This window comes from Aquirufa echingensis, assembly GCF_042714525.1.
GTDB lineage: Bacteria > Bacteroidota > Bacteroidia > Cytophagales > Spirosomataceae > Aquirufa > Aquirufa echingensis.
This window is the reverse complement of sequence record NZ_JBBKYA010000003.1, coordinates 335,354-348,782: the sequence shown is the minus strand read 5'-3', so window position 1 is coordinate 348,782 and position 13,429 is coordinate 335,354. Positions and strand designations below refer to the sequence as shown.

The window sequence follows — 13,429 nt, the reverse complement described above, 5'->3', positions numbered from 1 at the left end:
AAGTGATTGTAAATCCCTTCTGATTAACGACAAAGGGCTATTAGGTTTGATTACGGATGTGTTAGGGCATCATAATTAAACATAACAATCATGAGTGAAAAAATTCGCTTTGATAGTCTTCCTTTGTCGGAAGGTATCCAAGAAGCAGTAAAAGAAATGGGTTTTGAGTTTGCTTCCCCCATCCAATCAGAAGCAATTCCTTACGTTTTAGAAGGTCGCGATGTCATCGGACAAGCGCAAACGGGTACTGGTAAAACGGCCGCGTTTGGTATTCCAATGATCGAACATATCGTACCGTTCGAAAAATTTGTACAAGCAATTATTTTATGTCCTACACGTGAGTTAGCGGTTCAAGTTTCGGAAGAAATGAAGAAGCTTTCTAAGTTCACGAAAGGTGTTTGGGTTACGACTGTTTACGGTGGTGATTCAATCGATCGTCAGATTAAGTCATTGAAGGCAGGTGCCAACATCGTTGTAGGTACTCCAGGTCGTGTCATTGATTTAATTGAGCGTCGTGCGTTAAAACTACAGCAAGCATCCATGATCGTATTGGATGAGGCAGATGAGATGTTGGATATGGGTTTCCGTGAGGATATCGAAAGTATCTTACAAGAAATGCCAAACGAACGTCAAACCGTATTGTTCTCAGCAACGATGTCGAAGCCTATTATGGCCTTGACTAGTCGTTATTTGACTGAGCCGAAATTGGTGAAAGTTGTTAAAAATGAAATCACGAACGTCAACATCGAGCAATTGTATTTCGATGTAAAAGGACGTGCGAAGATGGAAGTTACAACTCGTTTGATCGACTTTTATGCCTTGAAATTGATGTTGATTTTCTGTAACCAGAAGAAACGTGTGGATGAGGTGGTAGAAGAATTGGTTTCTCGTGGCTATGCAGCAGAAGGTTTGCATGGTGATTTGCGCCAAAGCCAACGTACACAAGTTATGAATCGTTTCCGTAATGGAAATGTGACAATCTTAGTAGCGACGGATGTGGCAGCACGTGGATTGGACGTTGACAATGTGGATGCGGTAATCAATTACGATATTCCATTAGATGAAGAATATTATGTACACCGTATTGGTCGTACAGGCCGTGCTGGTAAATTTGGTAAGGCATTTACCTTGGTTGTAGGATCTGAGCGCAATCGATTGCGTGAAATCATGAACTATACCAAAGTTAAAATTGACAAAGGTGTAATTCCATCGTTTACCGATGTTGTGGGTATCAAGAAAGGCATGTTCATTGAGCGTGTGGCTGCTACGATCAACGAAGGTGATTTAGAGGTTTTCTCTGATTCATTGGAGAACTTACAACATGCAGGTTTCACAACGGAGCAAATAGTTGCTGCTTTAGTGAAGATGAACATGGGAATTCAGAAGAACGAATTCGGGGATGAAAATCTTGAAGGAGAATTAGAGCGTCAATCGCGTAAATATGGTCGTGAGGAGCGTGGCGGTGGATACCGTGATCGTGATTCTCGCGGTGGTGAGCGTCGTGGTGGCGGTCGTTTTGATCGTGATTCTCGCGGTGGTGGAGATCGTGGTGGTCGCTTCGAAAGAGGTGGAGAGCGTGATCGTGGACCTCGCGGACCTCGTATGGATCGTGAAGGAAAACCTTACCGTAACGATGAGAACATGGTTCGCATGTTTGTTAACATCGGATTTAATGAGAAAATTTCTCCTTCGAATATCGTGGGTGCTTTTGCAGGTGAGACAGGAATTCCTGGTAATGCCTTAGGTCAAATTCAGATCGAAAATAAGCACACATACGTAGATGTTCCGAAAGAATATGCTAAAGTTGTTTTGGATAAAATGGCCGGAGCTGCAATTAAAGGTAAACGAGTGTTGGTTGAAATTGCCAAGCCTGTTTAAATGTATTTTTTTTTTTTTGAGGGGGATGTCCGAATGGCATCTCCCTTTTTTTATGCCTTTTTAAGAAAGAAATGCTGTTTGGGTGCGATGGGATTTAGCGAGATAATGCCCATTTCATATAATTCAATGCTGTGGATTGCTTGTGGCATCGCTGCTATATATGACCATTTTTGTAAGGATTCATCCGAATCTCTAATGTTTAAACAAAAAAGTAAATGATCTTTTTCAAGCATTAATTCCTCAATGCTAGGCAAATCGCTATCAATTAATTTCTTAAAATCGATTACCTGAATTTTACCTGCCGCTAATTTCAGATGTTTACCGATACCATGAATCATCGCTTCTTGAATATCGCTAGGGTTTTGTTGATATACAGGATCGATCACCTGTGTATACAAGTCAAATACGAACGGTGAATGCAAGCCATGCGCGGTTTGTGCTTTCCAGTTAAATGCGAAGCGTTGTAACATTAGTTTTGAGCAAATATCGTGGTGAGAGAAAAGGCAGGGATTTCTACTTGAAAGGTTTCCTGAGAATTTAAATTAAGAAAAGTATAGTATCCGCTCATTTTACCAAATTCTGACATCAACGGGCAGCCCGAAGTATACGTAAAAGAGGTATTGGGTTCCAAGATGGGTTGTTGGCCTACCACCCCCAAACCTTTCACTGTTTCCTCATGCAAACCCCCATCCATAATGAGCCAATAGCGACTTACGAGCTGTACAGGTTGTGTGGACCGATTTAAGATTGTAATTTGGTAGCTAAAGAAGTATTGATACGGTTTTTGGATTTCCATATCTGGGATGTGGTTTACAATGACCTCGATGGAAATTTCAGGTGTATTCAAGGGAGATATGGGTTTGATGCTATGGTAAATGAAGAGTTAAAATTACAGGATTTACTTCAGAATGACTGGAAATCGGTGTTGAAATCTACATTCCGATCCGAAAATTTTGAGAAGCTTTCGGTGAAAGTCCTTGATGTCTATCAAAATGAACTTGTTTATCCTCCTGTTTCTCAATTGTTTGATGCGCTTAATCTTTGCTCCTTCGAAAATACTCGCGTGGTCATCTTAGGTCAAGATCCCTATCATGGGCCTGGGCAAGCACATGGCTTAAGTTTTTCGGTACCCCAAGGCGTTCCGCTTCCCCCTTCCTTAAAGAATATTTATAAGGAGTTGTTTCAAGATTTAGGCTTGATGCGTTCTTCTGGTGATTTAAGTGATTGGGCAGGTCAAGGAGTTCTACTTTTGAATACCTCATTAACCGTTCGGGCAGGGGAGGCGGGTTCACATGCAGCAATGGGCTGGCCAATGTTCACAAAAGCAGTCTTGAATTTGCTGAATGCGCATGAAAGTCCAATCGTCTTTTTGTTGTGGGGTAATCATGCACAACAGTTTGCTTCTCTGATTGATGCGAATAAACATTATGTCATCAAGTCCGCACATCCATCACCTTTATCTGCGAATCGCGGCAGATGGTTTGGGTCAAAGCCCTTTTCGCAAACGAATAATTTCTTAGTTTCTCAAGGAATAGAACCCATTCGATGGGCTTAAAGTCTTTTTAATTGGCTTGGGAAATAGACAAATTGATTCGGGAATTCCGCTAAAAAGAAATTGGAAATTAGGTTTTCGATGGCCTCTTTTCTTCTTTCTTCTGATTGTGGAATCAAGCATTGAACCGAAAACCCTTTCGAATCGGGTTCTTGATGCGAGCTGATTTCAAAAACATGCGCTTGTTCGATGAAATCCCAGGCATTTAATTCCGGTACGATATGTTTGGTCAGAGCCTTGATGGCTTGGTCTTCGATTTTGTTCTCGACAAATATAGAAATGTTGTATTGGATCATGGTTTTAGGGTCTTTTGAGCAAGTGCTTGGTACATAATTTCCGCTGTGTGGAAAGCTTCTTTGTCTATGCCATCTTTGATTTGGTGCCGACAAGATGTTCCGTTCATGGCGATAATCGTTTTACTTTTAGTCGCCAATAGGCGAGGGTATAAGACTAATTTGGCAATTTGTTGGGATAATTTATAATGCTTTTTCTCATAGCCAAACGAGCCCGCCATACCACAACAGCCTGTTGGTAAAAGTTCAACCTCATAGTTGGCAGGAAAGTTCAGAACTTGTCTGGTACTACTAATTCCTGCGATGGATTTCTGGTGGCAATGCCCGTGGAGGATTACTTTTTCAGGCTTATCGGTAAATTGTTCTTGCGTAATGCGTTTTGCTTTGATTTCTTGAAACAGAAATTCGTCCACTAAGAGGCAGTTTGCTTTTAATTTCAAAGCTTTTTCACGGAGCTCTTCATTAACCAAATTAGGGATTTCATCCCGGAAGCTCAATATGGCGCTCGGCTCAATTCCGATGAAGGGGTGTTCTTCTGAAACGATGTCTGTTAAGGCTTGGACATTGGTATTGGCCAATTGTTTGGCAAAGGCAAGCATTCCCTTGGAAATATAGGTTCTTCCGGAAATGATTTGATTAGGGATTTTGACACCGTAACCTAATTCATTTAGAAGTAATACGGTCTTTTTGCCTAATTCAACCTCATTGTAATTGGTGAATTCATCCGCAAACAAATACACAAATCCTTTTTCGAATTGGTCTTGGTTGACCCGATTGCTATAACGTTTATGCCATGTTTCAAGACTCGTGAAATGTACCTCAGGAAGGCTTCTGTTCCATGAGAATCCCATGGCACTTTTCAGTAGGATAGAGCTTCCTGGAAAGTTGATGGCTAAGTTGTAGAGTGGAGCAACATAGCTAGCGAGTCTTTGGAGGATAGGGAAGTGGCCGACCATTTTAGTTCGCCACGGAATCCCTTGTTTGTCATAATGTTGTTGGAGTGTTTCAGCCTTTAATTTTGCCATATCTACTCCGGATGGGCATTCGGTTTGACAACCTTTGCAGGAAAGACATAGGTCTAATACTTCAAGTAATTCAGGATTTGAATAAGCCTCAGAACCACTTTCTGTGATGAGTTGGCGTAAAATATTCGCTCTCCCTCGCGTGCTATCTTGTTCTTTTTGGCTGGCCATGAAACTGGGACACATGGTTCCACCGGTCAATGCTGTTTTTTTACAATCCCCAGAACCTGAACATTTTTCAGCGAGGCCTAATGGACTTTCTGTTTCTGGATAATGGAAATAATAGTTTGCGGCCTCCTGTTTTTCCTTTTGACGAAAAGCTTCATCCATTGGAGGAGAATGAACAATTTTACCCGGGTTTAGGATGTTTTGTGGGTCAAACAATTGTTTGATTTCAACGAATAATTGGTAAATCTCATCGCCCATAATTTGCGGGATGAATTCGCCTCTTAGTCGGCCATCACCATGTTCTCCACTAAGTGAACCCTTGTATTTTTTTAGAATTTCAACCGTTTCCGTAAGTAGTTTCCGGAATAAAGTTTTCCCTTCTGGGCTATGAATATCTAAAAAGGGTTCAATGTGTAATTCTCCTGCACCAGCATGGGCATAAAAGGCCGCCTGCACATGATGCTTTGCTAATAAAGCTTGAATATCAGCAACATAAGAAGGTAAGTCAATGGGAGCAACCGCACAATCTTCAATGAGATTTACGGGTTGTTTAAGCCCGGTTTGGTTGCGGATAAGTCCCAAACCTGCTTTGCGGATATCCCATCCTTTGCTGATTTCATCACCATACAAAACAGGGAAGGCATAAGCCAAATTAGCCTCTCGGATCGATGAGATGCAAGTGGCGATTTTCTTATCTAATTCATCCTGACTTTCTGATCGGAATTCAACCATCAAAATGGCAGCCGGTTTTCCTTCGATAAAGCTACGGTCATCTTTGAAGTTGGGATGATTCTCTGTAAACGACAGAATAAAATCATCCACTAATTCTGATGCGGTAGGATTGGATTGTAAGGCAATGATATTAGCGTGCAGCGAATCTTGTAGGCTGTTGCAGTGTAAACATAATAGCCCAACAAACGGCTCGGGTTTACTCAGGAGGTTCAATTTGGCTGCATGAACGACCGCTAAAGTTCCCTCGGATCCAGCTAATAAAGCTGATAGATTGAACGGTTGACCTTTTGGATTAAAGGGTTGCATCTCAATGAGTGCATCGAGTGCATAACCCGTATTTCTCCGTTTGATTTCAGCCTTTGGAAATGCATTTCGGATCAGTGATTGTATCTCGGGATTATTGAGCATTCTGTGAAGCTCTCGGTAAATCGTGCCTTCTAAGTTGGTGAGTGTTGTTTTTTTATAAAACGCCTCTAAACTTAGTGGTTCTGTATGTATTTCTGTTCCATCGGATAACCATGCTCGGGTTTCCATTAAATGGTCACGGGTTGTACCCCAAACAATGGAATGCAAGCCACAGGAATTGTTTCCGATCATTCCGCCGATTAACGCGCGGTTCGCCGTGGACGTTTCAGGGCCAAAGAATAAATCCGCAGGCGCTAAATGTTTATTTAAATCGTCTCGAATGATGCCTGGTTCCACCCAAACACTTTGTTCTTTTTTATTCAATTGGATGATTTTGGCCATTTTGGCCGATATCTCCATGACAATACCATCGCCTACAACTTGCCCAGCTAGGGAAGTGCCCGCACCGCGTGGAATGATATTGGTTTTATGATTCGCCGCGAATTGTATGAGCCGTTTAATGTCTTTGGAATTGGACGGAATGGCAACGGCTGTTGGTTTTACTTCATAGACGGATGCGTCGGTCGCGTACAATCGTTTGGCCATCCGACTAGTTTGCGAGTCATTGATAAAGAGTTCTCCCTCAAAATGAATGCTTAATTGCTCGATGTCCCGCTTACTCCAATGCATGTATCTACGAATTGAATTTTAAAATTACGAAATCCAATCTTACCAACATATAACCACTCAAAGTTTCTGATGTGCAATTCATCCGAATGAACGAATTCCTTTCGTTATTAATTGTAAATTTGAATTCAAACTGAAATCTATGTTCTTTTTACGTCAAGTTTACGAGAGTTTTTTGTTTGCCTATCAGGCATTGCGGTCGAATGTGATGCGTACGACATTGTCCTTATTGGGCGTAAGTGTAGGTATTTTTGCCATCGTGGCGGTATTTACGGCCGTTGATTCCTTGAATAATAAGATTCGGAAAGAGATTGATTCCTTTGCAGGTTCTGGCGTTTTGTATGTAGGAAAATGGCCTTGGTTGATGCAGAATAATTATCCTTGGTGGAAATATTTGAATCGGCCGGAGATGAAATACACGGAATTTAAATACTTGAAAGAACATTTAGAGAACGCGGAAGCTATTGCGATTATGGATGGTGGTCGGACGGCGAATGTTAGTCGAGGAAGTAACAGCATCGATGCCAACATGACGGGAGCTTCCTATGAGTATAATCAAATTACGAGTACTCCGATTCAAGATGGTCGTTATTTCCTTCCAATTGAATCCGATAACGGATTATTTGTATGTATTATCGGTGCCAAAGTGGCTGAAACTTTAGTGGATGGTCGATCTGCAGTGGGAGAAATCATTAAGGTTAATGGAATTAAGTTTTTAGTGATTGGTGTGATTGAAAAGAAAGGGGAGGACATGTTGAATTTTGGGGGTACTCCAGATGAAAAGGTGATTATTCCATACACAACTTTTGCGGCGGTATTCCAAAAAGACAGACCTGCACCCGATATTGCAATTAAAGCATTTAAGTCGGATGATGGTCAAACAGCCTTAGAAGGTGAGATTACGGGTATGATGCGTAGTTTACGTTCCATTAAACCCAAGCAAGAGGATAATTTCTCTGTAAATCGGTTGGATGGCTTGCAAGCATTTTTCGACGGGATTTTTGCAGCCTTGAATATCGCGGGAGCTTTAATTGCCGGATTTTCTTTGTTGGTAGGTGGCTTTGGTATCGCCAACATTATGTTTGTATCCGTGAAGGAGCGAACCAATATTATCGGAATTCAGAAGTCCTTAGGTGCTAAGAATTATGTGATTTTGTATCAGTTTTTATTTGAGGCGGTGTTCTTGAGTTTGATCGGAGGTGTTGTTGGGATAGGTTTAGTCGTACTCATTACGTTAATTCCACAAGATGCATTGCCTTTGACCTTATCAGCATCGAATGTTTTCAAAGGCCTCTTTATATCGAGTTTTATTGGGGTGTTGTCGGGAATCATTCCTGCCTGGGTTGCCGCGAAGATGGATCCAGTGACGGCCATTCGATCGAAATAAAAAAAGCCACCTGTCAGCTGACGGGTGGCTTTTTTTATGCATTGTAATTCGATATTAGATAGACAATGTCGCTAATACGGAATTCATATTACGAACAGCTTCAGCAGATTTGTTGAAAGCAGCTTGCTCGTCTTCTGTTAATTTGTAATCAACGATTTTCTCCCAACCATTCTTGCCTAATACGACAGGAACGCCTAAGCAGATATCTGATTGACCGTATTCTCCGTCAAGTGATACGCAGCAAGACATGATTTTTTTCTCATCGCGAACGATTGCCTCAACTAATGCAGCACCTGCAGCACCTGGAGCATACCAAGCAGAAGTACCTAATAAACCAGTTAAAGTTGCACCACCTACCATTGTGTCTGCAGCTACTTTGTCTAACGTTTCTGAATCTAAGAATTGGCTAACAGGTACACCGTTATAAGTTGCCAAACGCTTCAAAGGAATCATGGTTGTATCTCCGTGACCACCGATTACCGTTCCGTGGATATCATTGATTGAAACATCCATCGCTTTTGCTAAATAGCATTTGAAACGAGCTGAATCTAATGTACCACCCATACCGATGATACGGTGCTTATCTAAACCAGCTACTGATTTCGCCAAGTAAGTCATTGTATCCATTGGGTTAGAAATGATTACAATGATTGGGTTTTTAGAGAATTTTAAGATGTTTTCTACAACACTCTTAACGATTCCAGCATTTACACCGATCAACTCTTCACGAGTCATACCTGGTTTACGAGGTAGACCAGAAGTAATTACAACGACATCTGAATTAGCTGTCTTTGAATAATTATTGGTTGAACCTACTAATTTGGTATCAAAACCCAACAAAGAGGCCGTTTGAAACATATCAAGGGTTTTACCTTCAGCAATACCTTCTTTGATATCTAATAATACTAATTCATCTGCTAATTCTTTTCTAGCGATGTTGTCAGCACAAGTTGCACCTACGGCACCTGCTCCTACTACGGTGATTTTCATTGTTTATATTTTTAGGAATGATTATACTAAAATCGTCGCAAAAATAAGACATAATCGTCAAATTTCGACGTTCTTTTTAAAATCAATATTTATAAGGATAGAGCCGACTTGGAATTAGCAGCATTTTAGTATATTTAAGGATTAATTAGTGAAAATGGGAACAGAGAAAAGTTTTATAGATCGAATTATTTCATCACATTATTTTCAGAAGGCCATGGAAAAAGCGGAAGCGGTTTTCATGAAGGATAAATTAGGCATGTTAGGTCTGATTCAAAAGTCTTTGGTTAAGGTTCAGGAGATTGCGGCAACAAGTAATATTTCAGTTGTTCGGCTATTGAATCATTACATTGTGTTGTTTAGCGAATTAATTAAAGCTTATGTTGCGGGAACGTACAAGAAATTGCCTGCGATTACGTTAGTGAAAATAGTGGCTGTATTGATTTATTTTATTTCGCCCTTTGATTTCATTCCGGATGTTTTACCATTGGTTGGATTTACAGATGATTTGGCCGTCGTATTGTGGGTTGGAAAATCGATTAAAAAGGAATTAGATGAATTTGAAAAACATGTGAATGTTTGACGCCTGAATAAGGATTATTAATGACTATTGAATATATTTACAAAATTAAAAATTAGACTACAATGAACATCTCAAGTATATTATTGTTTTTAAATGGTTTAGGTGGCGGCGAATTATTGTTAATCGGCTTAGCTATCTTATTGTTTTTTGGTGGTAAGAAATTACCTGAATTGATGCGTGGACTTGGAAAAGGAATTCGTGAGTTCCAAGACGCGAAGAATGAAGTGAAAGATCAGATCAACAAAGAATTAGACGAAACAAAGAAGTAGTCTTACCGTATTTGTTTTCAATGCATAGTTGGTGAAAGCCAACTATGCTTTTGTGTTTAAAAAGAATCCCCCTTTTTTGATGAATTTAGTTCCTGTTGCCTACTCGGAAATACGTCGAGATTTATTGGCTGGCAAGCGTACATGCGTGGAAATTGTGCAAGGTCATTTAGATCGTATAAATGCTTATAATGCCCAATTGAACGCATTTTTGACGGTTTATGACCAAGAGGCATTAGCGCGTGCAGCAGAAATAGATGCTAAAATCAAACAGGGAACTGCAGGTCCTTTGGCTGGTCTGGTTGTTGGGATCAAAGATTTACTTTGCTACGCCGACCATCCTAGTCAGGCGGGAAGTCAAATATTAAATGGCTTTCAATCCACCTTTTCAGCTACGGCTGTACAGCGTCTTTTAGATGCCGATGCGATTATTATTGGACGGCAAAATTGTGATGAATTTGGGATGGGATCTACGAATGAGAATTCGTCATTTGGACCTGTATTGAATTTTGCGAATACCGCTCGCGTAGCAGGTGGAAGTTCCGGAGGTTCGGCTGTCGCAGTTCAAGCGGGAATGTGCCAGGTTTCATTAGGAACAGATACGGGTGGTTCGATTCGTATGCCAGCAGCGTTTTGTGGTATTATGGGATTGAAACCAACGTATGGTCGAGTATCTCGTTGGGGCTTAATCGCTTATGCTTCATCATTTGATACAATTGGTCCTATGGCGCATCATTTGGAAGATCTGGCCCTTGTGTTAAAGACCATTGAGGGGAAAGACGGATACGATAGTACCGTGGTGGATGATTTTGATACGTCTTATGCATCCAAGAAAAAAGTGGCTTATATCAAAGAAATCGTTGAGCATCCAAGTTTGCAGCCAGAGATCCGTGATGCATTTTTTGCGCATGTGGAGACATTGAAGTCGGCGGGCTATGAAGTTGTTTCGGTTGATTTTGCATATATCGAGCAATTATTGCCAACGTATTATGTGTTGACAACTGCTGAAGCAAGTTCTAATTTGGCTCGATTTGATGGGGTCAAATTTGGTCATCGCACGGCAGATGCCAAAGATTTAATGGAGCTTTATAAAAAGACGCGGGATGAGGCATTTGGTGAGGAAGTGAAGCGAAGAATTATGTTAGGGACTTTTGTGTTGAGCGCCGACTATTACGATGCTTATTATACGAAAGCCCAACAAGTTAGACGCCTTATTCAGGAGCGTACTTTGGCGATTTTAGCTGATGTAGATTTTATTATTTCGCCGACGACTTCGTCTACAGCCTATAAAATGGGTGAAAAAACGCTAGATCCGCTTCAGATGTATTTGGGCGATTTATTCACCGTTCAGGCAAATATTACGGGTTTACCAGCTTTGTCGGTTCCCATGGGAGAAGATATTGCCGGTTTGCCGATGGGTTTTCAGGTGACTGGGAAGGCATTTGATGAGCAGGGCTTAATTGATTTTGCTAAAATTTTCGAATAGATGTTCGTAAGGCTTTTGAGTTTTGTGGTATTGTTGTTGCTGAATCTTCCAGTTTTTGGACAGATTACAGCATCAATGCCGGCTACTCAAGATGTCAATACTTCTAAGAACTATTTTCCTACGGATGATTTAGCAGCGATTGATTCTTTGGCATCATTTGAACAAGGTTCACCCACCGCGTTTATGATTGATCCGTCGATTGTCTCATCGCGCTTGGTTAAATTACAAAATCAAATTCCATTAAATTACAATTTTCATACACACCAGTTTGTTGAATATTTCGCTTTTCGGAAAGCGGAATTTACCCAACGGATGTTGGAGCGCAGGGATTTGTATTTCCCGTTGTATGAGAAATATTTGAAGCAATATAATCTACCAGAAGAATTAAAATATTTATCCTTAATTGAGTCTGGCTTAGAATCGAGAGCGTTAAGTAATAAAGGTGCAGGCGGTTTATGGCAATTTATGCCTTATACGGCACGTGGAGATTTTGGATTGCGGGTAGACGGAGTTGTGGATGAGCGATTTGATCCTGAAAAAGCGACAGAGGCTGCTTGTAAATACTTGAAGCAACTATTCCGTGTATTTGGTGATTGGCATTTGGCTTTAGCGGCATACAATACAGGTCCAGGTAATGTGAAGCGGGCAATTCGTAAATGTGGCAAAAGTGATTTTTGGGGCATTTATAATTGTTTACCCAAACAGACGCGTGCTTATGTACCGCAATTTATTGCCATGGATTACATGATGAATTACCATTGGGATTATGCCATTCACGCAGAGAAATGGGTTAAAAAGATTCCTTTTGATACGATTCATGTCAAAGGCTATTTGAATTTAAATCGCTTGAAGCAATTTGCTTCGATTCCTGTGGATACTTTTCTGTTGATTAATCCTCATTTAATTGGGACGAACATTCCCAACGATAATAAAACGGTTGTGGTGCATATTCCAAGTTTCCGTTTTGCTTATTTCAGCTCCAACAGACAAGCTATTTTAGATTCAGCTGCTTTCGTCAGCCAAAAACAATCTGATAGTTTAGCCGCATTATTTGTGGATAAATTGGTTCAGCGACGCTACAAGGTTAAACGAGGTCAATCTTTATACGACGTAGCGCGCATTTTGCAAGTGAGTGTTTTGGAATTAAAGCATTTGAATCGCCTAAAAACGAATCGGATTAAACGCGGAAAGCAATTGGTTTACTTTGCACGCGTTCGAGAGAAAGTGATGCAAGCTGCTGTTGATTCCGCGGCTGATGTAGAGGAGCCTGTCGTTTTTAAAAAAGCTAAGAAAGCTAAAATCCGTTTTCATAAAGTTCGTTCGGGAGATACACTTTCGGATATTGCTGAACGTTATCAAGGCCTAACGGTAACCAAATTGAAAAAACTTAATCGAATGCGTGCTTCGACGACTTTACGTCCAGGTATGCGTTTACGAATTTCATAAGATGATCGCATATTTAAAAGGTAAATTAGCTCACAAAGATCGTACACATGTCATCATCGATGTGCAGGGAGTAGGCTATGAGGTTAAAATTTCATTGCAAACCTACGATGCGCTAAAAGACGGCAACGAAAATGTCCAATTATTTACGCATCTTCAGATTAAAGAGGATTCACATACCTTGGTAGGTTTTCATTCCATGGATGAAAAATACCTGTTCTTGGATTTGGTTTCAGTGTCTGGCGTGGGATTAAGTACGGCATTGGTGATGCTTTCTTCTTTTTCTTCGAGTGAGATTCGCTCGGCGATTATGAATGAAAATATTGGGCTGATTCAATCGATTAAAGGAATTGGTTCGAAGACGGCCCAGCGCGTTATCTTAGAATTAAAAGATAAATGTAAGAAAGATACCTTGTTTGTTGAGGCAGGTGCGGCATCACATGATGCATCATTTGGGGTTAAACAAGAAGCTTTAGCAGCATTAGTAACGCTAGGAATTCCGCGTGTAGCTGCGGAAAAGAATTTGGATCAATTGTTGAAGGCAAATCCGGATTCGAATGTTGAACAATTAATTAAACTCGCGCTTCGTTAATTTATTTT

General features: G+C 40.7%; 13 protein-coding genes. 8 read left to right on the top strand and 5 right to left on the bottom strand.

All coding sequences use genetic code 11. The annotated features are described in order from the left end of the window. Window positions 1-90 precede the first annotated feature (90 nt). A complete protein-coding gene (locus SKC38_RS06785; protein ID WP_377976276.1) occupies window positions 91-1,878 on the top strand; it encodes a DEAD/DEAH box helicase in 1,788 nt (595 codons plus the stop codon). Between the two features lie 50 nt (window positions 1,879-1,928). Here the strand turns inward: SKC38_RS06785 and SKC38_RS06780 are convergent, their stop codons facing one another. Next, window positions 1,929-2,348, bottom strand: coding sequence for a hypothetical protein (locus tag SKC38_RS06780; protein WP_377976274.1), 420 nt, complete (start codon window positions 2,346-2,348; stop codon window positions 1,929-1,931). Beyond that, window positions 2,348-2,674: a Co2+/Mg2+ efflux protein ApaG gene (gene apaG / locus SKC38_RS06775; RefSeq protein ID WP_377976272.1), complete on the bottom strand. Its 327-nt coding sequence runs from the start codon at window positions 2,672-2,674 to the stop codon at window positions 2,348-2,350. The genes SKC38_RS06780 and apaG overlap by 1 nt, the downstream gene beginning before the upstream one ends. Between apaG and SKC38_RS06770 the strand changes: the two genes are divergently transcribed. Beyond that, on the top strand, window positions 2,663-3,433 hold the full coding sequence (locus SKC38_RS06770) for a uracil-DNA glycosylase (protein WP_377976270.1): 771 nt from the start codon (window positions 2,663-2,665) through the stop codon (window positions 3,431-3,433). The genes apaG and SKC38_RS06770 overlap by 12 nt on opposite strands. Here the strand turns inward: SKC38_RS06770 and SKC38_RS06765 are convergent. After that, a complete protein-coding gene (locus tag SKC38_RS06765; protein WP_377976268.1) occupies window positions 3,430-3,726 on the bottom strand; it encodes a DUF4286 family protein in 297 nt (98 codons plus the stop codon). The two genes, SKC38_RS06770 and SKC38_RS06765, sit on opposite strands and share 4 nt — an antisense overlap. Further along, window positions 3,723-6,680: an FAD-binding and (Fe-S)-binding domain-containing protein gene (locus SKC38_RS06760; RefSeq protein WP_377976267.1), complete on the bottom strand. Its 2,958-nt coding sequence runs from the start codon at window positions 6,678-6,680 to the stop codon at window positions 3,723-3,725. Before SKC38_RS06760 ends, SKC38_RS06765 begins: the two co-directional genes overlap by 4 nt. 139 nt (window positions 6,681-6,819) lie before the next feature. Here SKC38_RS06760 and SKC38_RS06755 point away from each other — a divergent pair, with 139 nt between their 5' ends. Further along, the gene (locus SKC38_RS06755; RefSeq protein WP_377976265.1) at window positions 6,820-8,064 is read left to right on the top strand and encodes an ABC transporter permease; all 1,245 of its coding nucleotides are present in this window, start codon (window positions 6,820-6,822) and stop codon (window positions 8,062-8,064) included. A 54-nt stretch (window positions 8,065-8,118) separates the two neighbouring features. On the opposite strand, the gene mdh is transcribed toward SKC38_RS06755, so the two are convergent. Next, on the bottom strand, window positions 8,119-9,054 hold the full coding sequence (gene mdh / locus SKC38_RS06750; RefSeq protein WP_377976263.1) for a malate dehydrogenase: 936 nt from the start codon (window positions 9,052-9,054) through the stop codon (window positions 8,119-8,121). A gap of 154 nt (window positions 9,055-9,208) precedes the next feature. Here mdh and SKC38_RS06745 point away from each other — a divergent pair, with 154 nt between their 5' ends. The 5 genes from SKC38_RS06745 (at window position 9,209) to ruvA (ending at window position 13,421) form a co-directional block, all read left to right on the top strand. Beyond that, the gene (locus SKC38_RS06745) at window positions 9,209-9,634 is read left to right on the top strand and encodes a YkvA family protein (protein ID WP_377976262.1); all 426 of its coding nucleotides are present in this window, start codon (window positions 9,209-9,211) and stop codon (window positions 9,632-9,634) included. Window positions 9,635-9,696: 62 nt separating this feature from the next. Beyond that, complete coding sequence (locus SKC38_RS06740; protein WP_315575355.1) at window positions 9,697-9,903, top strand: Sec-independent protein translocase subunit TatA/TatB; 207 nt, start codon at window positions 9,697-9,699, stop codon at window positions 9,901-9,903. Window positions 9,904-9,982: 79 nt separating this feature from the next. Beyond that, window positions 9,983-11,386, top strand: a complete 1,404-nt coding sequence (gatA, locus tag SKC38_RS06735; protein WP_377976260.1) for an Asp-tRNA(Asn)/Glu-tRNA(Gln) amidotransferase subunit GatA — start codon at window positions 9,983-9,985, stop codon at window positions 11,384-11,386. Then, window positions 11,387-12,832 (top strand): lytic transglycosylase domain-containing protein, encoded by a 1,446-nt coding sequence (locus tag SKC38_RS06730; protein WP_377976258.1) that lies wholly within the window; start codon window positions 11,387-11,389, stop codon window positions 12,830-12,832. It abuts the gene before it with no gap. Window position 12,833: 1 nt separating this feature from the next. Beyond that, complete coding sequence (ruvA, locus tag SKC38_RS06725) at window positions 12,834-13,421, top strand: Holliday junction branch migration protein RuvA (protein WP_377976256.1); 588 nt, start codon at window positions 12,834-12,836, stop codon at window positions 13,419-13,421. Window positions 13,422-13,429 lie beyond the last annotated feature (8 nt).

Excerpts from the sequence above, each read along its gene's own strand:
- SKC38_RS06745 (WP_377976262.1), top strand. The coding sequence starts at position 9,209 with ATGGGAACAGAGAAAAGTTTTATAGATCGAATTATTTCATCACATTAT.
- ruvA (WP_377976256.1), top strand. The coding sequence starts at position 12,834 with ATGATCGCATATTTAAAAGGTAAATTAGCTCACAAAGATCGTACACAT.
- SKC38_RS06755 (WP_377976265.1), top strand. The coding sequence starts at position 6,820 with ATGTTCTTTTTACGTCAAGTTTACGAGAGTTTTTTGTTTGCCTATCAG.
- gatA (WP_377976260.1), top strand. The coding sequence starts at position 9,983 with ATGAATTTAGTTCCTGTTGCCTACTCGGAAATACGTCGAGATTTATTG.
- SKC38_RS06740 (WP_315575355.1), top strand. The coding sequence starts at position 9,697 with ATGAACATCTCAAGTATATTATTGTTTTTAAATGGTTTAGGTGGCGGC.
- SKC38_RS06730 (WP_377976258.1), top strand. The coding sequence starts at position 11,387 with ATGTTCGTAAGGCTTTTGAGTTTTGTGGTATTGTTGTTGCTGAATCTT.
- SKC38_RS06765 (WP_377976268.1), bottom strand. The coding sequence starts at position 3,726 with ATGATCCAATACAACATTTCTATATTTGTCGAGAACAAAATCGAAGAC.
- SKC38_RS06785 (WP_377976276.1), top strand. The coding sequence starts at position 91 with ATGAGTGAAAAAATTCGCTTTGATAGTCTTCCTTTGTCGGAAGGTATC.
- apaG (WP_377976272.1), bottom strand. The coding sequence starts at position 2,674 with ATGGAAATCCAAAAACCGTATCAATACTTCTTTAGCTACCAAATTACA.
- SKC38_RS06780 (WP_377976274.1), bottom strand. The coding sequence starts at position 2,348 with ATGTTACAACGCTTCGCATTTAACTGGAAAGCACAAACCGCGCATGGC.
- mdh (WP_377976263.1), bottom strand. The coding sequence starts at position 9,054 with ATGAAAATCACCGTAGTAGGAGCAGGTGCCGTAGGTGCAACTTGTGCT.
- SKC38_RS06760 (WP_377976267.1), bottom strand. The coding sequence starts at position 6,680 with ATGCATTGGAGTAAGCGGGACATCGAGCAATTAAGCATTCATTTTGAG.